This is a genomic window from Streptomyces phaeochromogenes (genome assembly GCF_001418655.1).
In the GTDB taxonomy this organism is placed as follows: Bacteria; Actinomycetota; Actinomycetes; order Streptomycetales; family Streptomycetaceae; genus Streptomyces; species Streptomyces phaeochromogenes.
The window spans coordinates 20,912-44,416 of sequence record NZ_LIQZ01000013.1; the positions used below are offsets into that span (position 1 = coordinate 20,912).

At 71.5% G+C, this 23,505-nt stretch carries 17 protein-coding genes; 7 read left to right on the forward strand and 10 right to left on the reverse strand.

Going from position 1 to position 23,505, the window contains the following annotated elements; genetic code table 11:
- Positions 1–94 precede the first annotated feature (94 nt).
- The gene (locus AOK17_RS02175; RefSeq protein WP_079052744.1) at positions 95–3,613 is read right to left on the reverse strand and encodes an ATP-dependent helicase; all 3,519 of its coding nucleotides are present in this window, start codon (positions 3,611–3,613) and stop codon (positions 95–97) included.
- 305 nt (positions 3,614–3,918) lie between these two features.
- Entirely contained in the window at positions 3,919–4,284 is a 366-nt protein-coding gene (locus tag AOK17_RS02180) for an MGMT family protein (RefSeq protein ID WP_055610533.1), read from the reverse strand.
- A gap of 185 nt (positions 4,285–4,469) precedes the next feature.
- Here AOK17_RS02180 and AOK17_RS02185 point away from each other — a divergent pair, with 185 nt between their 5' ends.
- The 3 genes from AOK17_RS02185 to AOK17_RS02195 all read left to right on the forward strand — a co-directional run bounded on the left by AOK17_RS02185 (position 4,470) and on the right by AOK17_RS02195 (position 10,640).
- Positions 4,470–7,289, forward strand: a complete 2,820-nt coding sequence (locus tag AOK17_RS02185) for a lysylphosphatidylglycerol synthase transmembrane domain-containing protein (RefSeq protein WP_055610534.1) — start codon at positions 4,470–4,472, stop codon at positions 7,287–7,289.
- 137 nt (positions 7,290–7,426) lie between these two features.
- Positions 7,427–8,977, forward strand: coding sequence for an alpha/beta hydrolase (locus tag AOK17_RS02190; RefSeq protein WP_055610535.1), 1,551 nt, complete (start codon positions 7,427–7,429; stop codon positions 8,975–8,977).
- 118 nt (positions 8,978–9,095) lie between these two features.
- The gene (locus AOK17_RS02195; RefSeq protein ID WP_055610536.1) at positions 9,096–10,640 is read left to right on the forward strand and encodes an alpha/beta hydrolase; all 1,545 of its coding nucleotides are present in this window, start codon (positions 9,096–9,098) and stop codon (positions 10,638–10,640) included.
- Between the two features lie 110 nt (positions 10,641–10,750).
- On the opposite strand, the gene moeZ is transcribed toward AOK17_RS02195, so the two are convergent.
- The 7 genes from moeZ to AOK17_RS02230 form a co-directional block, all read right to left on the reverse strand.
- Entirely contained in the window at positions 10,751–11,929 is a 1,179-nt protein-coding gene (gene moeZ / locus AOK17_RS02200; protein ID WP_055610537.1) for an adenylyltransferase/sulfurtransferase MoeZ, read from the reverse strand.
- Between the two features lie 63 nt (positions 11,930–11,992).
- Positions 11,993–12,751: a spherulation-specific family 4 protein gene (locus AOK17_RS02205; protein ID WP_055610538.1), complete on the reverse strand. Its 759-nt coding sequence runs from the start codon at positions 12,749–12,751 to the stop codon at positions 11,993–11,995.
- The gene (locus tag AOK17_RS02210) at positions 12,739–13,698 is read right to left on the reverse strand and encodes an NAD-dependent epimerase/dehydratase family protein (RefSeq protein WP_055610539.1); all 960 of its coding nucleotides are present in this window, start codon (positions 13,696–13,698) and stop codon (positions 12,739–12,741) included. Before AOK17_RS02210 ends, AOK17_RS02205 begins: the two co-directional genes overlap by 13 nt.
- Positions 13,699–13,845: 147 nt before the next feature.
- Positions 13,846–15,213, reverse strand: a complete 1,368-nt coding sequence (locus AOK17_RS02215) for a hypothetical protein (protein WP_425424585.1) — start codon at positions 15,211–15,213, stop codon at positions 13,846–13,848.
- Between the two features lie 227 nt (positions 15,214–15,440).
- The gene (locus AOK17_RS02220; RefSeq protein WP_055610540.1) at positions 15,441–17,294 is read right to left on the reverse strand and encodes a DUF3492 domain-containing protein; all 1,854 of its coding nucleotides are present in this window, start codon (positions 17,292–17,294) and stop codon (positions 15,441–15,443) included.
- A 247-nt stretch (positions 17,295–17,541) separates the two neighbouring features.
- A complete protein-coding gene (locus AOK17_RS02225; protein ID WP_107102272.1) occupies positions 17,542–18,972 on the reverse strand; it encodes a DUF3152 domain-containing protein in 1,431 nt (476 codons plus the stop codon).
- A gap of 479 nt (positions 18,973–19,451) precedes the next feature.
- Complete coding sequence (locus AOK17_RS02230) at positions 19,452–20,441, reverse strand: alpha/beta fold hydrolase (RefSeq protein WP_055610541.1); 990 nt, start codon at positions 20,439–20,441, stop codon at positions 19,452–19,454.
- Positions 20,442–20,739: 298 nt separating this feature from the next.
- Here AOK17_RS02230 and AOK17_RS02240 point away from each other — a divergent pair, with 298 nt between their 5' ends.
- The 4 genes from AOK17_RS02240 (at position 20,740) to AOK17_RS02255 (ending at position 22,681) form a co-directional block, all read left to right on the forward strand.
- A complete protein-coding gene (locus tag AOK17_RS02240; protein WP_055610543.1) occupies positions 20,740–20,955 on the forward strand; it encodes a hypothetical protein in 216 nt (71 codons plus the stop codon).
- A 195-nt stretch (positions 20,956–21,150) separates the two neighbouring features.
- The gene (locus AOK17_RS02245) at positions 21,151–21,792 is read left to right on the forward strand and encodes a TetR/AcrR family transcriptional regulator (protein ID WP_055610544.1); all 642 of its coding nucleotides are present in this window, start codon (positions 21,151–21,153) and stop codon (positions 21,790–21,792) included.
- A gap of 211 nt (positions 21,793–22,003) precedes the next feature.
- On the forward strand, positions 22,004–22,231 hold the full coding sequence (locus tag AOK17_RS02250) for a DUF3107 domain-containing protein (RefSeq protein WP_055610545.1): 228 nt from the start codon (positions 22,004–22,006) through the stop codon (positions 22,229–22,231).
- Positions 22,232–22,411: 180 nt separating this feature from the next.
- A complete protein-coding gene (locus AOK17_RS02255) occupies positions 22,412–22,681 on the forward strand; it encodes a hypothetical protein (RefSeq protein WP_055610546.1) in 270 nt (89 codons plus the stop codon).
- A gap of 49 nt (positions 22,682–22,730) precedes the next feature.
- On the opposite strand, the gene AOK17_RS02260 is transcribed toward AOK17_RS02255, so the two are convergent.
- Positions 22,731–23,468 carry a ferritin-like fold-containing protein gene (locus tag AOK17_RS02260; protein ID WP_079052748.1) on the reverse strand — a complete coding sequence of 246 codons (738 nt, stop codon included), beginning with the start codon at positions 23,466–23,468 and terminating at the stop codon, positions 22,731–22,733.
- Positions 23,469–23,505: the final 37 nt, after the last annotated feature.

Sequence of the window (23,505 nt, forward strand, 5' to 3'; positions counted from 1 at the left end):
GCTCCCGGTACGGCGGAGCTCTCGGTTCGGCGGATGCCAGCACGCCCTCCGTGGGCCCGCGCCCTGTCACTCGACCACGTTCCGCCCCTCCGGCTCACTCGACCACGTGCCGCCCCTCCGGCCGCGCGCTGCACGAGGCCCGGAACGCGCAGTGGGTGCAGTGCTGGCCGGTCGTCGGTGTGAACCGTTCGTCGAGGACCTTGCCCGCCGCGGTGGCGAGGAGGTCGCCGACCCACTCCCCCTCCAGCGGCTGCTGGGCCTGCACCTTGGGCAGGGTCTCGCCGCCGTCCTTCTTGGGGGCGCCCTGACGGAGTTGGACGAGTTCGGCGCCGCCCGGGTCGGGGCGTTCGCCCTCGAAGGCTTCGTCGACCGCGCCTTCGCGGACGGCGAGCTGGTAGACGGCGAGCTGCGGGTGGTGGGCGACCTCGGCCGCGCTCGGTGCCTGTTTGCCGGTCTTGAAGTCGACTACGTAGGCACGGCCTTCGGCGTCCTGCTCGACTCGGTCCATGGAGCCGCGGATGCGCACTTCGTAGGAGCCCGCTTCGAGGGTGACGTCGAAGTCGTGCTCGCTCGCCACCGGCGTGCGGCCCGCGCGGGCGCCATTGGAATCGACGTGCCACTTCAGGAAGCGTTCGAGCGCCACGCGCGCGTGCTCCTTCTCCTGCGCCGACTTCCAGGGCGCGTCGAAGGCGAGCGCGTCCCACACGGAGTCGAGGCGCTCCATGAGGACGGCGAGGTCCGCGGGGGTGCGGCCGGAGGCGACCTCGTCGGCCAGGACGTGCACCACGTTGCCGAAGCCCTGGGCGACGGTCGCGGGGGCGTCGGCCTTCACCTCGCGGCCCAGGAACCACTGCAGGGCGCAGGTGTTGGCGAGTTGGTCGAGGGCGCTCCCGGACAGCACCACGGGATGGTCGCGGTCGCGCAGTGGCACCTTGCTCTCGGTCGGCTCGTACATGCCCCACCAGCGGTAGGGGTGGGCGGACGGCACGAGGGGGCGGCCGTCCTCGTCGCCGAGCGCGGCGAGTCTGGCCAGCCGGCGGGCGGCGGCCTCTCTGAGCCGGTCCGAGACACGTGGGTCGACCGTCGTGGCGCGCAGTTCGGCGACGAGCGCGGCGACGGACAGGGGGCGGCGGGGACGGCCCGTCGTGTCCTTGGGCTCCACACCGAGTTCGGTGATGAAGCGCGAGGGCTGGTCGCCGTCGTCGGCAGGGGCCTTCACGGCGGTGACGACGAGGCGTTCACGCGCGCGCGTGGCGGCCACGTAGAACAGACGGCGCTCTTCGGAGAGGAGCGCTCCGGGAGTCAGCGGCTCCGCGAGACCGTCGCGTCCGATGCGGTCGGCCTCCAGGAGAGAGCCGCGGCGGCGCAGGTCGGGCCACAGCCCCTCCTGGACGCCCGCGACGACCACGAGGCGCCACTCCAGCCCCTTGGAGCGGTGCGCGGTCATCAGACGTACGGCGTCGGGGCGTACGGCCCTGCGGGTGAGCGTGTCGGCCGCGATGTCCTCGGCGTCAATTTCCTCCAGGAAGTTGAGCGCGCCGCGGCCTCCGGTGCGTTCCTCCGCGCGGGACGCGGTGGCGAACAGCGCGCACACGGCGTCGAGGTCACGGTCCGCGTTGCGGCCGGCCGCGCCGCCGCGCCGGGCTGCCCGCTCCAGGCGCTGCGGCCAGGGCGTGCCGTCCCACAGCTCCCAGAGCGCCTCCTCGGCCGTACCGCCGCCCGCGAGGCGCTCCCGCGCCTTCCGCAGCAGGGCACCCAGACGCTGGGCTCCGCGCGCGTACGACGGGTCGTGGGCCACCAGCCGCTCCGGCTCGGCCAGCGCTCGCGCCAGCAACTCGTCGGAGGGCGGCGGCACATGATTGCCCGCGGCGCGCTCCTCCTCGCGCAGGGCGCGGCCCAGGCGGCGCAGATCAGCGGCGTCCATGCCTGCCAGCGGGGACGCGAGGAGGCTGAGCGCGGTCTCGATGTCGAGCCAGGGCCTGTCGGGAGAGGGCGCTTCCGGGGCGGGTTCCTCGGAGGGGGCGGCGCCGTGGGACTCCTCGTCGGGCGCGACGACTTCTTCGGGTGGCGCGCCGACACCTTCGGAGGGGGTGTCCTCGTGGTCCGCCTCCGCGGGTTCATCCGCCTCGGCTCGTACGTCCTCGGCGGGACGCGCATCGTCGTCGGCCCGTACGTCCTCGTCGGCCTGCACCTCTGCCGCCGAGGCCACGCCCCCCGAGGTCTCCGCCGCGGCCACCGCCCTGAGTGCCGTCAGGAGCGGCGACACGGCCGGTTCGTGCCGCAGTGCCAGGTCGTCGCCGTCGATGTCGAGGGGGACGCCGGCTGCGGTGAGGGTGCGACGGATGGTCGGGATGGTGCGGGAGCCCGCGCGCACCAGGACGGCCATCTCGTTCCAGGGGACGCCGTCCTCCAGGTGGGCGCGGCGCAGGATGTCCGCGATGTTGTCCAGCTCCGTGCCGGGCGTCGGGTACGTGTGGACCTCGACGGTGCCGCCGCCCCTTACGGAGGCAAGCTCCCTGTGGGCGCGTACTTTCTCCGCGGGCAGGCGGGTCATGGGCATGCGCTGGGTCAGCAGCCGGGTGGCCGCCAGGAGGCCGGCGCCGGACCTTCGTGAGGTCCTGAGGACCTCCATCGGTGCCGATGTACCGTCCGCGCGCGGGAATGCCTCCGGGAACTGGAGGATGCCGTTCACGTCGGCGCCCCGGAACGTGTAGATCGACTGGTCGGGGTCGCCGAAGGCCACGAGGGTGCGGCCACCGCCCGCGAGCGCGTGCAGCAGCCGTACCTGTGCCGGATCGGTGTCCTGGTACTCGTCCACGAAGACGGCGTCGTACTGCGCGGCGAGGCGCTCGGCGACCTCGGGGCGCCGGGCGAGCAGCACCGCGCGGTGCACCAGTTCCGCGTAGTCGAGGACTCCTTGCATGTCGAGGACGTCGAGGTACTCGGCGAGGAAGGCGGAGGCGGCGAGCCAGTCGGGGCGGCCGATACGCCGCGCGAAGGCCTGGAGGGCGTCGGGACCGAGGCCCAGTTCGCGGCTGCGGGCGAGAACCGCGCGGACCTCGTCGGCGAAGCCGCGCGTGGTGAGGCAGGCGCGCAGTTCGTCCGGCCAGCGCACATGGGCCAGGCCGAGCCGCTCAAGGCCGGGCTGGCCCGCGAGCAGTTCCCGTACCGCCACGTCCTGTTCGGGGCCGGAGAGCAGCCGCAGCGGCTCCACGAACAGGTCACTGTCCTGGTGGGCGCGGACCAGGGCATAGCAGAAGGAGTGGAAGGTCGTCGCCTGGGGCGCGCGGGCCGCTCCTATGCGCAGCGCCATGCGGTCGCGCAGTTCGACGGCGGCCTTGCGGCTGAACGTGAGCACCAGGATCCGCTCGGGATCGGCGCCACGGGCGATCCGCGCCGCGACGGACTCCACGAGTGTGGTCGTCTTGCCGGTGCCCGGACCTGCGAGGACGAGCAGCGGACCGTGCTCGTGGTCAACCGCCGCGCGCTGCCCTGCGTCCAGCAGAGGGGGAGCCATCCTGGCCGGCGGGGTACGCACCAGTCGGTAAGCGCCACGGGCCCCCTGTCGCCCCTGGGGGTGCGACAGGCGCCTGGTGGAGAAAGAGGAGCTCACGTGGTTCGCCGGTCCTGGTGGGTGTGCTTGGGTCTGTCTCTGTCGACGCGGAACGCCGTCATTCAGCGGTGGTGGTGGGGCGACGGGTGGAGGGCCCCTCGCGCGGTGAGGGCGGTGGCCGCGGGATGAACGGGATGCGCGCCGTCGACGCTACGCCCGTGGATGTGGTGGAAGCAGCGCTTCCTCTTGTTCCCACCAGGCACACGCGTCTCCCGCCTCACGAACGTACGGCATGTCACGGACGTGCCCCGCTTCCCCCGTACGGGCCATCGGTACCCCTCCTGACAGCTCGATGCCGGAAGCTGTCAGGTGTGACCCTCCGAGCGCCCGCCGCCGTCCCACCGCGCCCGCTTCATGTCGACGCGCGGGAGATGGCCCTCGGAAGCCCTGCTCGCCTCCTTCAGGGGCGTGCCCTCGGCGCGGTAGTGGCCCAGCGCCTCCAGCTCGTGGCCGGGGAGCAGCACGCCGTCCGCGCGTATGACCCGCCACCAGGGAACGGCTCCTCCGTAGAGGGCCATGACGCGGCCGACCTGCCGGGGTCCGCCCTCATCCAGCCACTCGGCGACATCTCCGTACGTCATGACACGCCCGGGCGGGATCAGCTCGGCGACATCGAGGACCCGCTCCGCGTACTCCGGCAGGGCGTCCGCCGGAAGGCTCTGCTCGCTCATCCGGCCCATCCTGCCCCAGAGCACCGACATCGTGACGCGGCGGCGACTGTGCGTATCCCTCGCCCCGGAGCAGCGCTTCAGGCAGACTGTGCGACCCCGCATTGCACCCTGATGCCCCCCTGTGTCGGCGGGGCATGCCACCATCGTGCGGGCGGTTACTGGTGATACGAGATCAAGAAGAGACGATGAAACAGCAGGGCGTGCACCCCGAAGACGCGGAGGGCACCTCTGAGGTTTCGTCGCGCCCGGACACCGGCGACGACTCGGACGAGCGCACTGCGAACGCTTCCGAGAAGCCCGATCTGACCAAGAAGACGGACCCCGACGAGCGAGCCGACGGGCAGGCGGACACGCATAAGGAGAGGGGCGACGAGGCCGCGGACTGCGCCGACGACGACGCCCACAGCGAAGAGGTCGAGGGCGACGAACCGCTGCTCCCCGCGCGCGTGCACCGCCCTTCCGACCTGATGCGTCTCCTGGTGGGCGTGCTCGCGATCGCCCTGCTGCTGGCGATCGCCGCGTTCGCGCACGGCACGACGTCGGGGCTGGCGCAGGACATCAACAAGGGCACCGACGAGGCGCCCGACCTGCTGATCAAGATCGCGGGGCTCGCGTCGAGCATCGCGATCCTCCTGGTGCCGGTCGCGTTCGCCATCGAGCGGCTGATCAAACGCGACGGGCTGCGTATCGCCGACGGTGTGCTGGCCGCGGTCCTCGCACACGGAGTGACACTCGCCACAGACCTGTGGGTCGCCAAGGCGGCACCGGACTCGATCCAGAAGGCGCTCACACAGCCCTCCCCCGGCGACATCCACGCCCTCACCGACCCGGTGCACGGCTATCTCGCACCGGTGATCGCGTACATGACGGCCGTCGGCATGTCTCGCCGGCCACGCTGGCGCGCGGTGCTGTGGGTCGTGCTGATGCTCGACGCCTTCTCCATGCTGGTCACCGGCTACACGACCCCGTTCTCGATCATCCTGACCGTGCTGATCGGCTGGAGCGTGGCGTACGGGACGCTGTACGCGGTCGGCTCGCCGAACGTACGGCCCACGGGGCGGACCCTGATGGCGGGCCTGCGGCACGTCGGCTTCCACCCGGTGAGTGCGGCCAGGGACGAGACTCCGGAGGCCCTGGACGGCGACCGTGGCCGCCGGTACTTCGTGACGCTCCAGGACGGTCCACCGCTGGACGTCACGGTGGTCGACCGCGAGCAGCAGGCGCAGGGCTTCTTCTACCGCGTGTGGCGCCGTCTGACGCTGCGCGGCATCACCACGCGCCGCAGCCTCCAGTCACTGCGCCAGGCCCTGGAGCAGGAGGCCCTCCTCGCGTACGCGGCCATCGCGGCCGGAGCCAACGCGCCCAAGCTGATCGCGACGTCCGAGCTCGGCCCCGACGCCGTGATGCTGGTCTACGAGCACACCGGTGGGCGCACGCTCGACTCGCTGCCGGACGAGGACATCACCGACGACCTGCTCCGGGACACCTGGCATCAGGTACAGGCGCTGCAGTCTCGGCGCATCGCGCACCGCAGGCTGGCCGGCGACGCGATCCTGGTGGATCGTTCCGGCACGGTGATCCTCACGGATCTGCGCAACGGCGAGATCGCGGCCGGTGAGCTGCTGCTGCGCATGGACGTCGCCCAGCTGGTGACCACGCTCGGCCTGCGGGTCGGCGCGGAGCGCGCGGTGGCGTCGGCCGTCGGGGTGCTCGGCCCTGACGCGGTCGCGGACTGTCTGCCCATGCTGCAGCCCATCGCGCTCACGCGGTCCCACCGCGCGACGCTGCGGAAGCTGGCCCGGGAACGGTCGGAGCGCGAGCGCGAGGCCGTTCTGGAAGCCTCCCGGCAGGCCAAACTGGCCCGCGCCGAGGAGCACGAGCACACTCCCGAGGCGACCAGGCCCGTCTTGGAGAAGCCCGACAAGAAGGCCGTACGCGCCGAACAGCGGGCCGAGAAACGCGCCATCGACGATGCCCTGGAGGAGGCGCGCGAGGAGGATCTGCTCACCCAGATCCGTCACCAGGTGCTCCTGATCAGGCCGCAGGCACCGGTCGAACCGGCCCGTCTGGAGCGCATCCGGCCGCGCACGCTGATCAGTTTCATCGCGGGCGCGTTCGGCGCGTACTTCCTGCTGACGCAGCTCACGCACATCGAGTTCGGCACGCTCTTCGACGAAGCGGAGTGGGGCTGGGTCGCCGCCGCCGTGCTCTTCTCGATGCTGAGCTACTTCGCGGCGGCCATGAGCCTGCTGGGCTTCGTGCCGGAGCGGGTGCCGTTCATGCGGACCGTGGCCGCGCAGGTCGCCGGGTCCTTCGTCAAGATCGTGGCGCCCGCGGCGGTGGGCGGTGTCGCCCTCAACACGCGGTTCCTCCAGCGCTCGGGGGTACGGCCGGGGCTCGCGGTGGCGAGTGTCGGCGCGTCGCAGCTGTTCGGGCTCGGCTGCCACATCCTGATGCTGCTCTCCTTCGGCTATCTGACCGGTACCGAGAAGACGCCCTCCTTGTCGCCGTCCAGGACCGTCATCGCAGGTCTGCTGACCGTGGCGGTCCTCGTCCTCGTGGTGACCTCGGTGCCGTTCCTGCGCAAATTCGTCGTCACGCGCGTGAGGTCGCTGTTCGCGGGTGTCGTGCCGCGCATGCTGGATGTGCTGCAGCGGCCTCAGAAGCTCCTCACCGGCATCGGCGGCATGCTTCTGCTGACGGCCTGCTTCGTGATGTGCCTCGACGCGTCGGTCCGGGCGTTCGGGACCGAGGGCATGCCCTCGCTGAGCATCGCCAGCGTCGCCGTGGTCTTCCTCGCCGGAAACGCGCTCGGTTCCGCCGCGCCGACCCCGGGTGGCGTGGGCGCGGTCGAGGCGACCCTGACGGTCGGTCTGATCGCCGTCGGGCTCCCCAGCGAGGTCGCGGCGCCCGCCGTCCTCCTGTACCGACTGCTCACGCTGTGGCTGCCCGTGCTGCCGGGATGGCTGTTCTTCAACCACCTGACCCGCAAGGGCGCGCTCTGACCCCTGAGGTGCCCCTGGAGCCGCCCCTGAGCTGCCCCCTGGGAGACGAGAGCGCGCTCCGCGGAAGGGCGTAGGGGCTCTCACCCGCACGGCCCGTGCCCCGAGCGCCCCGCCCCGGGCGACCTCAGGATGGGAGCATGCCGAACCCTTCCCCGCTGCGGGCCGCCGCCCTGACCGCCACCGCCGTTCTGCTGTCGGCGGCCCTCGCCGGCTGTGGCGGCGACGGTGACTCCAAGGACGAGGATCTGTCGGCGCAGAAGCTGAGCTGGAAGGACTGCCCGGAGCCCTCCGAGGCCGAAGGCGGCGGAGACGCACCGTCGCCCCTGCCGGACGGTGACACGTGGAAATGCGCGACCCTCAAGGCGCCCCTCGACTGGGACAAGCCCGAAGGGGACACGATCGGGCTCGCGCTGATTCGCGCGGAGGCGAGCGGCGCCAAGGACCAGCGCATCGGCTCACTGATCTTCAACTTCGGCGGCCCTGGCGGCTCGGGCGTGACCACCCTCCCCGCGTTCGGCCAGGACTACGAGCAACTGCGCACCCGCTACGACCTGGTCAGTTTCGATCCCCGGGGCGTCGGCCGCAGCGCGGGCGTGAAGTGCGAGAGCAACGAACAACTCGACGAGTACTTCCAGCAGGACGCCACTCCCGACGACACGGCCGAGCAGAAGACGCTCCTGGACAACACCAAGGGGTTCAACGCTGCCTGTGAGAAGAACTCCGGCAAGACCCTCCCGCACGTGCGCACCACCGACGCGGCCCGCGACATGGACCTGATGCGGCAGGTCCTCGGCGACGAAAAGCTGCACTACTTCGGCATCTCGTACGGCACGGAACTGGGCGGCGTGTACGCCCACTTGTTCCCCAAGAAGGTGGGGCGGGCCGTCTTCGACGCGGTCGTGGACCCGACCCAGAACTCGGAGCAGGGGTCGCTCGGGCAGGCCAAGGGCTTCCAGCTCGCGCTCGACAACTTCGCCGAGGACTGCACGTCGAAGACGGAGGACTGTCCGCTCGGCGACAGCGCCCAGGACGTCAAGGACCGGATCGCCAAACTGCTCACGGACCTCGACAGCAAGCCCATCCCGGGCGTCTTCCCCCGGCAGCTGACCCAGACCGCAGCCACCAGCGGCATCGCGCAGTCCCTGTACTCGAAGGACTTCTGGGAGTACCTGACCGAGGGGCTCCAGCAGGCGTACGACGGTGACGGCAGGGTGCTGATGCTGCTGGCCGACTCGATGAACGGGCGTAATCAGGACGGCGAGTACAGCAACATCGCCGCCGCCAACGTCTCCATCAACTGCGCCGACGACAAGCCCCGCTACACCACCGCCGACGTGCAGGCGAAGCTTCCGGAGTTCCGTGAGGCCTCGCCCCTCTTCGGCGACTATCTGGCGTGGGGCCTGGTCGGCTGCACCGACTGGGCCGTGGCGGGCGCCGCCGACCACCCGGACGTGAGCGCGCCGGGCTCGGCGCCGATCCTCGTGGTCGGTAACACCGGCGACCCGGCGACGCCTTACGAGGGAGCCCGCAAGATGGTGGACTCGCTGGGCAAGGGCGTCGGGGTGGAGCTGACGTACAAGGGCCAGGGGCACGGGTCGTACGACAGCGGAAACAAGTGTGTGCGCGACGCCGTGAACGGCTACCTGCTGAACGGCAAGGTCCCGCCGAGCGGCAAGGTCTGCTCGTGAAATAGCAGGTCAGACGGTTATCCACAGGGCATCACGGCGCTCGCGGCCATCTGCCTACTATTGCCTGACTGTCATCCGCGACATCCGGCGGACGACGCCCGCGAGGGGGGAAGTGTTCATGGCGCGTATCGCACGGTGGACGGCTGTGGCCGCCGCCGCGTTGCTGGTGGCCGGCTGCAGCGGCTCGTCCGGGAGCGACGGGGACGAGAGCAAGGACGACGGAAGGCCGCCTGCCGCGGCGCCCTCCGACACCACCGGGCTGCCCGCTTCCCTCACTTCGCAGAAGCTCGACTGGGAAGGCTGCAAGGCCACGGGGACAGGCCCCGCTCCGGGCGACGACTGGCGATGCGCGACGCTCAAGGTGCCGCTGGACTGGTCGAAGCCGACGGGCGAGACCATCGGCATAGCGCTGATCCGCAGCGAGTCCAGCGGCTCCTCGGACGAGCGCATCGGCTCGCTGCTGTTCAACTTCGGCGGCCCGGGCGGCTCGGGCGTCGACTATCTGCCGCCGTACGGGCCCACGTTCGCCGAGCTCCACAAGCGGTACGACCTGGTGAGCTGGGACCCGCGCGGCGTCGCGGCCAGCGAGGGCGTGCGCTGTCGCGACAACAAGGAGATCCAGACGGCCGAGTCGGTCGACACCACGCCGGACACCTCCGCGGAGGAGACCACGTTCTTCCAGGACGCGGCCGACTTCGGCAAGGGCTGCGAGGAGTCGGCGGGCAAGCTCATGGAGCATGTCTCGACGACGGACACGGCCCGGGACATGGACCTGATGCGCCATGTCCTCGGCGACCAGAAGATGCACTACTTCGGCATCTCGTACGGCACGGAACTGGGCGGCGTGTACGCCCACTTGTTCCCCAAGAACGTGGGGCGCCTGCTCCTCGACGCGGTCGTCGACCCGAGCGCGGGCACGGTGGGCCACGCCAAGAACCAGGCCAAGGGCTTCCAGCGCGCCCTGGAGGACTACCTCAAGTCGACGGGCCAGGACCCGCAGGAGGGCTCCCAGAAGATCGCGGACCTGCTGAAGCGGATCGACTCCGAACCACTGCCGACGGCGAGCGGCCGCGACCTCACCCAACAGCTGGCCCTCACGGGCGTCATCTACCCGCTCTACAGCAAGTCGTCCTGGCCCGCGCTCACCAGCGCGCTCGAAGCGGCCGAGGACGGCGACGGTACGGAACTGCTCGCGCAGGCGGACGGCTACAACGACCGTGACGCGTCGGGGCGCTATGGCACGACGACGCATTCACAACGGGTCATATCGTGCTTGGACGACAAGGAGCGGCCGACGCCCGAGGAGGCGAAGGCGCTGCTCCCCGAGTTCCGGAAGATCTCGCCCGTCTTCGGCGATTCGATGGGCTGGGACACGGCGGGCTGGTGCCACAACTGGCCGGTGGCCGGCCAGCACGAGACGGCGGAGGTGAGCGCGCCCGGCGCGGAGCCCGTCCTGGTGGTGGGCAACACCGGCGACCCTGCGACGCCGTACGAGGGCGCCCGCAAGATGGCCGACGAGCTGGGCAAGGGCGTCGGTGTGCAGCTCACCTGGAAGGGCGAGGGACACGGGGCGTACGGCAGCGGGAGCGACTGTGTCGACAGCACGGTGAACGACTACCTGCTGGACGGGAAGGTGCCGAAGGACGGCAAGGTCTGCGAGTAGCGGTCCGGGCCGTCCCGACGGGAGCGATCCCGACCGGGGCGACGAAAAGGGGCCCGGCACACCTGGTGCCGGGCCCCTCGCCGCAAGACCTGTGCCTGCGAAGCCTGCCCCTAGTAGATGGGCTTCTCCGGCTCGATCTGGTTGACCCAGCCGATCACGCCGCCGCCCACGTGCACGGCGTCCGCGAATCCGGCCGACTTGAGGACCGCGAGGACCTCCGCACTGCGGACACCCGTCTTGCAGTGCAGGACGATCTTCTTGTCCTGCGGAAGGGTCTCCAGGGCGGTGCCCATGAGGAACTCGTTCTTCGGGATCAGCTTGGCGCCGGGGATCGAGACGATCTCGTACTCGTTGATCTCGCGGACGTCGATGATCTCGATGTTCTCGCCGTCGTCGATCCACTCCTTGAGCTGCTTGGGAGTGATCGTCGAGCCGGCCGCCGCTTCCTGGGCCTCTTCGGAGACGACGCCGCAGAAGGCCTCGTAGTCGATGAGCTCGGTGACGGTGGGGTTCTCGCCGCAGACCGCGCAGTTCGGGTCCTTGCGGACCTTGACCTGGCGGTACTGCATCTCCAGGGCGTCGTAGATCATCAGGCGACCGAGGAGCGGCTCGCCGATGCCCGCGAGGAGCTTGATGGCCTCGTTGACCTGGATGGAACCGATGGACGCGCACAGCACACCGAGGACGCCGCCCTCGGCGCAGGAGGGGACCATGCCCGGCGGCGGGGGCTCCGGGTAGAGGCAGCGGTAGCAGGGGCCGTGCTCGGACCAGAACACCGAGGCCTGGCCGTCGAAGCGGTAGATCGAGCCCCAGACGTACGGCTTGTTGAGCAGCACGCACGCGTCGTTGACCAGGTAGCGGGTCGCGAAGTTGTCCGTGCCGTCGACGATCAGGTCGTACTGGCTGAAGATGTCCATCACGTTCTCGGCCTCGAGCCGCTCTTCGTGAAGGACCACGTTCACGTACGGGTTGATGCCCAGCACGCTGTCCCGGGCCGACGCGGCCTTGGAGCGGCCGATGTCCGCCTGGCTGTGGATGATCTGGCGCTGCAGGTTCGACTCGTCGACCTCGTCGAACTCCACGATGCCGAGCGTGCCCACGCCCGCGGCGGCCAGGTACATCAGCGCCGGCGAGCCCAGGCCGCCGGCGCCCACACAGAGCACCTTGGCGTTCTTCAGCCGCTTCTGCCCGTCCATGCCCACGTCGGGGATGATCAGGTGGCGGGAGTACCTGCGGACCTCGTCTACGGTGAGCTCAGCAGCTGGCTCGACCAGGGGTGGCAGCGACACGGGGACTCCGTTGGTCGGTCAATCACTACAGTTGTTCTCCCCGTAACACTGCCACGCCCTTCTTCATTCCGAGACACCCGTTCCGACCCGCGAGACGATCTCGTCCCAGTAGCCGGGCATGCTCTCCCAGGGATCGGCCGAACCCCCGCGAGCCGTGCGGTCGGTGAAGTAGATCGTCGAGGCGCCCTGCCAGCGGGCGATGCGCAGCGCCTCGTCGAGATGGCCGCGGGGCACGCTGTGCACGAAGTGGCAGAAGCGCTCGGGCGGGTACTCGGCGGTCCACTCGGCCACCTGCGACCAGCGGTAATCGCTCCAGGGCCCGGCGAAGGTCACCAACTGGTCGGCGGCCTCGGCGTATCCGGGATACGGGTGGGTGCCGTGGCCGAGGACGATGTGGCCCTCACGGCCCTCGCCGAAGAGCGCGCGCAGGGTGGTGGCCGTGCGACGGATCTCGGGCAAGGCTGTCCGCTCCGTGGGACAGCGGTCCAGGAGGAAGCCGTCGACCTGGTACCAGTCGCGATAGCGGTGCGCGTCGGAGACAAGCTCACCGAAGGCTCGTGCGCCGTACGTCACATCCAGGTGGCCGAGGACACGGACGCCCGCGTTGCGCAGGCGTCCGGCCGCCTCCAGGCAGCGGGGGTCGGGGCGGGTGCCGGGGCCGTCGGCGACGTTCAGGACGACCCAGTGCAAGGGGGTTCCGGGGCGGGTGAGTTCGCCCCATTCGACCGGGGCGACAAGGGGGTGCGCATACCCGGGGATGCCGAAGCCGACCTGTAAATCGGTGCTCGCGGTGCCCGTTGCGGTGCTGGTCAGATGCGGCATGCCGCCTCCATCCAGATATCGGCGAGGGATTCCTCGAGGTTGATCCGGGGGCGCCAGCCGAGCCGGTCGCGTGCGGTGCGCACGTCGGCCTGCTGCCAGCTGCCGCAGCCGTCCGGGTAGGGGTAGGCGGCCGGGGCCGTGTGCTCCGCCTCGGAGCGGGGGTGGCCGATGGACGGCCTGACCGGGACGGGCGGTCCGTCGAGTTCGTGCAGGGCACCGCCGTAGCCGGCGACGCGTGCGAGGACGGAGGCGGCGTCGCGGAGGCGTACGGCACGACCGGATCCGATGTTGATGACGCCCTGTGCGGCGGAGAGGGAGGCGGCATGGACGGCACGGGCGACGTCGCGTACGTCGATGAAGTCGCGCTGGACACCGAGGCCACCGAGTTTGAGTTCGCCGTCGCCGGACTGCATGGCGCGGCGCATGGCCTCGGCGAGGCGGCCGAGGGGCGAGCCGGCCGGGGTGCCGGGTCCGGCGGGCGAGAACACGCGCAGGACGACGGCGTCGAGGCCGGACCCGAGGACCAGTTCGGTGGCCGCGAGCTTGCTGACGCCGTACGGGCCGCCGGGGCGGGGCACGGCGTCCTCGGCCGTGGAGGAGCCGGGCTGGCTGGGGCCGTACTCCGCGCCGCAGCCGATCTGCACGAGGCGCGCCCCGCAGCCGCTGCGGCGCAGGGCTTCGCAGACGGTGGCGACGGCGACGGTGTTGTGCCGGGTCAGCTCGCGGGCGCCGCCGCGGGTGGCTCCGGCGCAGTTGACGACGACGCCGGGGTGCACCGCGTCCAGGAAGCGGGTGAGCGCTCCCGGACTGCCGCTGGCGAGGTCGAAGCGCACGTCCGCGTCGTCACCCCGGCCGAGCGCGGTGAGTTGCACGGCGGGGTCGGCGAGCAGACGGTCGGCGACGAAGCGGCCCAGGTATCCGTTGGCTCCGATCAGCAGCACCCTCATCGGGCGGCTCCCGGGGCGGATTCTCCGATGCGGAGGGTGATCATCTGGCGTTCTCCTTCAGGGTGTTGCCGTGGGTCGTGCGGAAGGCCCGCGGTGTCGGCCCCGCGGGAAGGGCGCTCGGCACGGAGGCCGGGCGCCGGGGGCGGTTCACGGTGTGTCTCCGTGTGCCGCGTGGGCCGAGGCCCGGGTGAGGGTCCTGGTCGCGTGGATCAGGAGGACGAGTGCCGCGCCCCCGCACACGAGGGCGGGGACGGATCCCGGACCCCAGGCGGCGGCCACGGTCTCGACGGGCCGGGCCAGGAGCGAGCAGCCGGGCAGGCGGCCGGCGAAGACGCTCACCAGTGCCAGCGCCTCGGCCGTGCCCGTGGCCGCGAGGATGACGGCGGGAGCGTGGGTGAAGCCGTGCACGGTGAGGAGCCGGGCGAGCAGCAGAAGTGCGCCGAGGGCACCGGCCGCGGCGTACGCGGGAGGCTCGCCCAGCCATGCCCCGCTGCCGGCGAGCAGTCCGCCCAGGGCGCAGAGGAACAGTCCGAACACGCCCAGGAGCAGGGGCCTCACGGAGGAGGCGAACTCCTCCAGGCCCCGGCTGGTGGCGAGTCGGCGCCGGGCGCGTACGGCGAAGAGGTGTGCGCACCAGGCCGCCGGGACGACGGCCAGGGTGAGCGCGAGCACGGATGCGAGGGCTATCGGCCAGGGGCTGTCGGGGCCGCCGGTGGGCGGTCCGTCGGGGCCGCCCTCGATCCCGGCGGCGAGCAGGCCGTCGCCGAGGAGCGCGTAGGCGAGGAGCCCGCAGGTCCACGCGCGTGTGGACGTGGTCGGGTGCCATGCGCGTGCGGCGCGCAGCGGGCCGCGGCGTACGGCCGCGCGCAGGCCCATGGAGATGGCGAACACGCCCACGACGGCCACCGCGAGACGCGGCCGTCCCTCCGTGAACCGGAGCCCGGCCAGGGTCGCCGCACAGAGGGCGCCCGGCAGCAGGGTGAGCAGAGCCCAGTCGGCGCGCGCCCTGGGGGTGTCCGGCGCCTCGGACTGCGGGGCCGGGTCACCGGCGCGGGGCACGCGCGCGTACATCTCCTCGGCGAGCGAGAACACGTCCCGGTGCCGGAAGCGCGTGGCGGTCCGGTCGGTCACACCGTGTGCCTCCAGCCCCGCGGCGATCTCCAGCGGGTCCACCGCGCGCTCGCACAGTTCGCGGTGGCGGTGCATCAGGGCCTTCACGGGGTCGACGGCACCGCGCCGGGCGGAGGACTTGCGGTCCCCGGCGGCGCCTCCCCTGGCGTAGGCGGATGCCTCACGGTCGGAGCCGGCCGGTTCGCTCCCGTAGGGGGAATCCCCGCGGACGGAATCCTCGCGGACGGCGGACGCGGCCTCGCCCACGTGAGCCGACGGCTTCCGGCCGGAGACCGGAGCCACGGCCGCCGCCCCCGCACCGGCAGCCGCAGCCGCAGCCGCGCGGGAAGCGGCACCGGCATCCTCACGGGAAACGGCATCCCACCCGCGCCGGGCGTCGGCCACGCTCGGCGCCTCGCGCCGGGCATCCGCCACCCTCGACTCCCCCAACTGCACGTCCACCACGCGGACTTCTCCCGGCTGGACGTCGACGACCCGCGTCTCGCCCACCTCGGCGTCCGGGGTGCCCGGCTCCTCGACTCCCGTCAGCCACTCCTCGGACCCTGCGTCCCATGCCCCGGGGCTTCCCGGCGCCCTGGTCGCGTCCGCGCGCCCCGTCCGTCGTCGTCCGTTCACCACGCCCCCTCCCCCGCGGGGACGGGCTCGCCGGAAGCGGCCCCCGAGGCGGACCCGAGCGGGACGCCCCGGACCGGTGGTCCCGCGGCCCATCCCGGCCCGGGTCTGCCCGCGACCAGTCGGGTGCCGGAGTCGGCCCACCGCCCCGGTACATGGACCTCGGCCGGTATGGCGAACGGCAGGGGCTCGCCCGAGGCGTCGACGAGGACCCGCCGGACCGGACAGCGCGAGAGGATATCCAGGTAAATGCTGTGAAATGCCGTGATGTTCTGCTCGACGGTGAACAGTTCGAGCGCACGCGCGCGTGCCGCCGCGCCGAGGCGCGCACGGCGCTCCGGGTCGCGCAGCAGGGAGACGCACGCCTCGGCGAGCGCCCGCGGATTGCGCGGCGGCACCACGAGACCCGTACCGCCGATGACCTCCACGACCGCGCCGACATCGGTGGACACCGTGGCGCGTCCGCAGAACATCGCCTCGACGAGGCTGATCGGGAAGCCCTCGACGACGCTGGACAGGACGACGACGGCGCCCGCCTCGTACGCCTCCGGGAGGGTCGGTACCTCCGGTCCGCCGATCTCCTCGAAGGAGACGGGGTTGTCGCCGACGGTGTGCACGCCGTCCGCCTCGTCGGGGAAGAGCTGCGCGGCGAGTGCCTTGCAGTGCGCCAGATAGGTCGCGCCCTCCAGCCCCTCGGCCGGCGCGCCGACGATGCGCAACCGCGTCTTCGGCTCGTCCTTGCGGATCTCCGCGAAGGCGTGCAGCAGGGAGATCAGGTCCTTGGCGGGCTCGATGCGTCCGACCCACACCAGGGTGTCCGCGTCGGCGGCCTCGGCGCTCTCGCCCACGTCCGAGAAGCGGGACGCCTCCATGCCGGGATAGACCGTACGGATCCTGGCGCGGTCGGCGCCGCAGCGTTCCTGCCAGCGGCGGGCGTGCGTGTTGCCGGGCGTGATGATCTCGGCCTGCCGGTAGGCCTCGGCGGCGAGCCGGCCGTGGAACGCGGCGAGCAGCGCCCGCGCCGAGGACGAGGCCGCACGGCCCTCCAGGTCCTCCCGCGCACCCAGATAGTGCGCGCGCAGCTGCACGCCGTACTCGGTGACGAGCAGGGGCACGCCCGAGAAGTGCCGCGCCAGCAGCCCTGGCAGGGCCGCCGCGCCGCCGGAGGTGGCGTGGCACAGGTCGACCGAGCCGAGCCCGTCGTCCTCGTACCAGTCGAGGGACAGCGGTCTCAGCGTGCGCTCCACCTGGGCGGCGACGGTGAGCAGATCGGGGACGCGTGCGCCGCGTGCGGCACGAAGTGCGCCGGGCGCGCGGCAGGCGCGCTCCAAGGCGCGCACAGCGGTCTCGGAGCGCAGGGCGCCGACCAGTCCGCCCTCGTCCCGGGCGAGTTCCGCGAGCCCGTACAGCGCACTGCCGAAACGGTCCGCCACAGCCGCGGAGGCGCCCCCGGCCGCTACTCCACCCCCAGCCGCCCCAACGGATCCGGCTGCCACCGCAGACCCAGCAGACCCGCCGGCCCCGGCCGATCCCTCGAACGCGGCGGATCCCACAGGCGCGTCCCCGGCGCACACGGCCGCCGCCAACTCCTCGTAACACTCGGCGAACCGCCGCCGCGCCCGTCGCCCGTATCCGACACCGTCGTCCTCGGCGGTCCACAGCGGTGCGGTGCGTACGCGGCTGACCTGGGGCGGGAGCTCGATCCAGCCCTCGTCCTCCTGCTGCTCGCTGCGGCTGAGCGCGTAGATGTCGAACTCGTGCTGCCCGAGCCCGCGCACGAGCCGGTCGCACCAGAGCCTGGCGTCACCGCTCACATACGGATAGCCACCCTCCGTAAGCAGTCCGATGCGCACGAGCGCACCCCCGATCTCCCGTATGGGGAGCCGCCGTTGACCCGGCGGCTCGCAGCGGGACGAACGTATGCGGACATGACGGTGGCGCGATGGACGGTTGTCCATCGCGCCACCAAAAGGGGTGAACGGTCGTAACTTTCCCGTGCGGGTCGCGTTCTGTCGCGCTAAGAGATCAACCGAACACGTTTCGTCATGTCACGGCCCGCCGGTTTCCGGCGAGGGGCCGTCGATTCCCGAGGGAAAGGCGTCAGCTCCCGGGGAACGCCCAGGGGTTGGGCCGGCAGCGGATTCCGTCGTGGTCGAGGAACTTGGTCTGCTGCTGCATGACAGGGGCGAGCGCGCCGTCCACACTGCAGCTCACATGGCCGAAGCCGAGCCGATGGCCGATCTCGTGGTTGATCAGCATCTGGCGGTAGGCGTACATCTTGTCGCCGTACGTCTCGGAACCCTGGGCCCAGCGGTAAGCGTTGATCATCACGCGTTCGGTGGCGGCCGAGTCGCAGGAGACGTTGTCCTCGGTGGTGTCGAGGCCCGACTTGGCACACCAGAACGCCGTCGTCCCGGGACTTGCCAGGGTGATGACGAAGTCCGACTTCCCGGAGGAGACCCGCTCGAAGGTACGGCCGCCGTCATGGGCCCAACTCCGGTCGTCGTTCAGGGTCTTCTGCACCGCCTCCGCGAAGAGCCCGCCGTCGAGGCCGAGGCCCTTCTCGACGTCGACGCGATAGGTGTACTTCCGCCCGGTCCCCGGCGCCTTGTCGAACCCGGAGACCGCGTCGAATTCGCCGGAGCCCTTGAGATCGGCCGCCAGGGGGTACTTCTTCGCCATCTGCTGGGAGTACGACAGCGTGACCGCACTCTGCCCCGCATCCACCGACGCGGACGGGACCGGCCGGCTGTCGGTGCGCGACGCCGAGTCCTTGCCCTCCCGGTCGGCACCACTCGCGGACTGCGGGCGTACGGAGTCGTCCTCGCGTCCGCCGGTGACCTGCCCGGCCACGACGACGGCCAGGACGGTGGTGACGGCGGCTGCCGCGATGCCGGTGAAGGCCCGCCCCTTGCCTCCCCTGGCCTTGTCGGGCCGCGCGTCCGGAGGTTCCTGGTCGCCCGGAGGCCTCTTGTGCCCGCCCGGGGCCACCTTGTGCTCGACCTCGTCGTCCCAGACGGTGACGGAGGCGTAGGGGTCGGCGCGAAGCGTCGCGGCGGCGCCCGAACGGGGCGCGTAGGGGTCGTCGCCCTGGTCGAAGGCGTCGACGTAGGCCTGCCTGGGGCCACCGGGTCCCGACCGGGGCGGCGCGAACCGCTGCCGGGGAACCGTCGGACCGGGCCGGCCCGGCTGCCCTCCTTGGCCTTGCCCGGGCCCGGGCCGTACCGCCCCGGGAGGCCCTTGCGGGGATGCCTGCGGCCCACCCCTCAACTCGCCCCACGCACCGCCGGTTTCACGCTGCTCGGGATGCCCACCGCGGACCCGGGGCACGCCGTGAGCGGGAGTTCCGTCGGGGTAACGCGGTGTGCCACGAACCGGAGTCCCGTCGGGCAGCCGGGGAAACCCGTGCGCCGGAGTCCCGTCGGGCAACCGCGGAAAGCCGTGGGCAGGGGTGCCGTCCTGCGGCCTCGGAAAGCCGTAGGCGGGGGTGCCGTCCTGCATCCGCCCGCCCTGCGTTCGCCCGTCCTGCATCCGCGGAAATCCGTGTGCCGGAGTCCCGTCGGGAAGGCGCGGAAACCCGTACGCAGGCGTGCCGTCGGGCAGCCTCCCGGTGGGCGCTCCCCCACCGGCCGCTCCTCCCGCCGACGGGCCGCCGGAGAACCGCGGAGGTCCCCCCGTCGGCGCGCCACCCGCGAATCCCGAAGCCCCGCCCGGGCCTCGACCCGGTGCTCCGCCCGAAGGCATCCCGCCGCCCGACCGCGGAACTCCCTGCCCCTGTACGCCCTCAGGCCCTCGGGGTGCCCACCCCTTGGGCAGCCGGGGCACGCCCTGGGACGGCGTCCCGCCCCTCGGCGGCTGAGGAGTCTGCTGTTCGGCAGAGCCCCGTCGGCGCCCGGTCCGTTTCTTCTTCACCGGCTCAGGTTCCGACCGCGCAGCTGGAACCACGTGTATGTCAGCGGTGTCGCCCTTGGGGGCCGGCCCGCGGCGGCTGTGACGTCCCACGTCCCGCCTCAGCTCCTCGCGCTGGTAGGGCCGGTGTCGGCCAACTCGCCGGTGTCCGCGAGGAGTTCGCGGAAGGCCGTGGCCACGGTCTCCGGGTACTCCATCATCGCCACATGTCCCGCGTCAGGCAACGTCAGCAACCGCGAGTCGCGAAAGGCGCGTCCCGCGCGCTGGGCCATACGGTACGAGACGAGCTGGTCGCGCCCCCCGTAGACGAGGAGCGTCGGCGCGAGCACCCGCTCGGCCTGGCGCCACAGTCCGTGCTGGCCACCCAGTGTGTACGCGTTCACGATGCCGCGTGCCGAACGCGCCATGGCGTCCCAGAAGTAGGGGAGGGCGAGCCGCCGCTCCATCTCCTCGACCGCGTTGCGGAATCCCTCGGGCGTGACCATGCCGGGGTCGCCGTAACAGAGCGCCGTGACCCCCCGTACGCGCTGCTCGGCGGACCAGTCCTTGGTGAGCCTGGTGAACAGGCCCGCCACTCCGGGCAGGGCGAGCAGTGCCGTCGGCACGGCCGAGCGCTGCACCCGGATCTCCGGGAGCGCCGGCGAGACGAGGGTGAGGGTGCGGACGAGATCGGGCCGTACGGCCGCGACGCGCGTCGTGACGGCGCCGCCCAGCGAGTTCCCGAAGAGGTGCACGGGACCGCGCTCGGCCGCGTCGAGAAAGCGGATGACCGCGCGCGCGTGCCCGGTCACCGAGTAGTCGCCGTCGTCCGGCGGCGGCGAGTCGCCGAAGCCCGGCAGATCGACGGCCTCGCTGTCCACGAGGCCGTCCATGAGGGGCATCAGCGCCGACCAGTTCTGCGAGGAACCGCCCAGCCCGTGCACGTACAGCGCGGGCGGCAGTCCCTCCCGCACCGGCGGTCTCGACCGGACCGTCAGCGTGATCCCGGGGAGCCCGACCGTGCGCAGCCGCTCCCCCTCGGCCACCCTGACGGTCCCGACCTTCGGAGCGACTGAAGTGGCCAGTACGGACGGCAGTTCGGTCGAAGACATGCGGCAATGTTACGAGACGATCACGCGCTGGATCGTGTGTTCGCAGTCACAGGGTCCGGTGTCGCACGACGGGCGAACCGACGCCCGCCGCGGCGGCACCGCGGCGACCGAGGAGCAGTCGGACAACGACCGGTCGCCGTCCGAACCACGACCGAACCACGACCGGGCCACAGCCGGACGGCGGCCGAACGACGGCGCGATCGCATAGCGTCCCGATCTCGACTCTCATACGCTTCATAGACGAGGGCACTCGTTACTCGCACAAGAGCGCACTCGCACCCACTCGGGAAGAGGACACATGACTGTCGACCCCACCGACCCCGAGACCATCGAGGAATCCGACGACACCGAGATCGGTGTCGAGGCCCCCGAAGCCGACGCGGCCGAACAGCACGCGGACCTGGCGCCCCACCGCGACGAACCACTGACCGACGCGGACAAGGACAGCGCCGACGAGGCGGACCTCGCGGAACAGGCGAGGGTCGTCGAACTCGACGAGGACGACTACCGCTGAGCCGAGGTGAGGCGAACCGGGACGGCGTCGGAGAAGACACGACCGCCCGTTATGCCCCTTCATGAAGGGTTATGCAGGGTTATCACCGGCGTCCGGTCCGTGAAATTCTGCGCTCGCACCGCGCACACCACGGTTACCGAAAAGTACGATGGCCGCGCGGCGCTCACCGCAATGTGGACGATTTTGGGAGGCGGCGTGACAGCCATCGAGCAGACAGAGGCGGCACGCCCGCGGGGCACACGCCTGCCGCGCCGTGCCCGACGCAACCAGCTCCTCGGCGCTGCCCAGGAAGTGTTTGTCGCGCAGGGATATCACGCGGCCGCGATGGACGACATCGCCGAACGCGCGGGCGTCAGCAAGCCGGTGCTCTACCAGCACTTTCCCGGCAAACTCGACCTCTACCTCGCGCTGCTGGACCAGCACTGCGAGTCACTGCTGCAGGCCGTACAGGCCGCCCTGGCGTCCACCACGGACAACAAGCTGCGGGTGCGGGCGACCATGGACGCGTACTTCGCGTACGTGGAGGACGACGGCGGCGCGTTCCGCCTGGTCTTCGAGTCGGACCTGACGAACGAGCCGGCCGTGCGCGAGCGGGTCGACAAGGTCACGTTCGAGTGTGCGGAGGCGATCTGCGAGGTCATCGCGGAGGACACCGGACTGTCCAAGGCCGAGTCGATGCTGCTGGCCTCGGGTCTCGGCGGACTCGCCCAGGTGGTGGCCCGCTCCTGGCTGCACAGCGACCGCAGCGTGCCGCGCGACCAGGCGGTGCAGCTGCTGACCTCGCTGGCATGGCGGGGCATCGCCGGTTTCCCGCTGCACGGCAGCGAGCACCACTGACCGCGGGACACAGAGCACCACGAGGCCAGGGGCATCACCACTGATCACGGGAATCACCACGGGGGATCACCACCGACCGCCACTTTGTTCCCACCGGATGTTCGCTCCTGGCGTTCTCGGGCGGAGCATGTACGTCCCCTCACCGGGCTAATGTGTGCTGCGTACGGCGCGGACGAACGCGCACATCAGTGACCGTCGGAGGGACATAGCCGTGGAGGTCAAGATCGGCGTGCAGCACGCGCCCCGCGAGATCGTTCTGGAGAGCGGTCAGACCCCGGAAGAGGTCGAGCGCGCGGTGTCCGAGGCGCTGGCCGGCAAGTCGCAGCTGCTCAGCCTCGTGGACGACCACGGCCGCAAGGTCCTGGTTCCGGCGGACCGCCTCGCCTACGTGGAGCTCGGCGAGCCGACGACCCGCAAGGTGGGCTTCAGCGCGCTGTAAGGCGATGAGAAGGGGCTCGACGGCAGTTGCCGTCGAGCCCCTTTTCCATGCTCTCGCCCCTGGTGTCCGTGCTTCACGGATGGAGCACAACTCGCTCACAGAGGAGGATTGCATTCCGCAGGTCACGGGTATGACGGGCTACGACCGAAGTGCACACAGCCGTGCGGGAGGGACCCACTGATGTTCTTGGAAGCGCTCGGCTCCGCGATTCTCGGTCTGGCACTGGCCTGGGCTGCCGCGTATCGCCTGCCGCACCGCCTGCCCGCTCGCCGCCTCGTCCTCGGGACAGGCATCGCGGGAGGCCTCTTCGGCGCCTTCCTCACCCACACCGCCCTGGGATCGGTCGGCTTCCTGCCCGTGATGCTCGGCGCGGTGGCGGTCTCGGCGGCGTCCGTCTCCCTGCTCCTGCGCCCCGCGGGAAGACTGAGCCGCCACTCGGCAGCGGTGTGAACGACGACGACTGAGGCGCGCCCCTTCAGGGGAACCGGGGCCAAAAAAGCTAGGCGGCCAGCCCCAGCGCAGCCATCCGCTTGGTGTGCGCCTCGGTGATCCGCGAGAACATCCGCCCCACCTCGGCGAGGTCGAACCCGTCGGCCACCCCACCGACGAGCATCGTCGACAGGGCGTCCCGGTCGGCAACCACCCGCTGGGACTGCGACAACGCCTCGCCCATCAACCGCCGTGCCCACAGGGCGAGTCGACCGCCCACCCGCGGATCCGCGTCGATGGCGGCCCGCACCTTCTCGACGGCGAACGACGCGTGCCCGGTGTCGTCGAGCACGGCCAGTACGAGCCCGCGCGTATCGGAGTCGAGCCGGGCCGCGACCTCCCGGTAGAAGTCACTGGCGATGGAGTCGCCGACGTACGCCTTGACGAGGCCCTCCAGCCAGTCCGAGGGGGCCGTCTGCTTGTGGAAACCGTCGAGGGCGGCGACGAACGGCTCCATCGCCTGCGTCGGCTCCGCCCCGATCTCCGTGAGCCGGTCCCGCAGCTGCTCGAAGTGGTGGAACTCCGCCGACGCCATCTTCGCCAGCTCCGCCTTGTCCGCGAGCGTCGGCGCCAGCTTCGCGTCCTCCGCGAGGCGCTCGAACGCCGCCAGCTCCCCGTACGCCAGCGCTCCGATCAGGTCCACGACCGCGGCTCGGTACTGGGGGTCGACGGAGGCCTTGGCCCAGTCCTGGGCGGCGACTCCGGTGTGAGCGGCAGATGCGTCGGAAGCGTTGTCAGGCGTCGTCATGAAGCGCACAATAGCCCGCCCACCGTACGACGGAAGG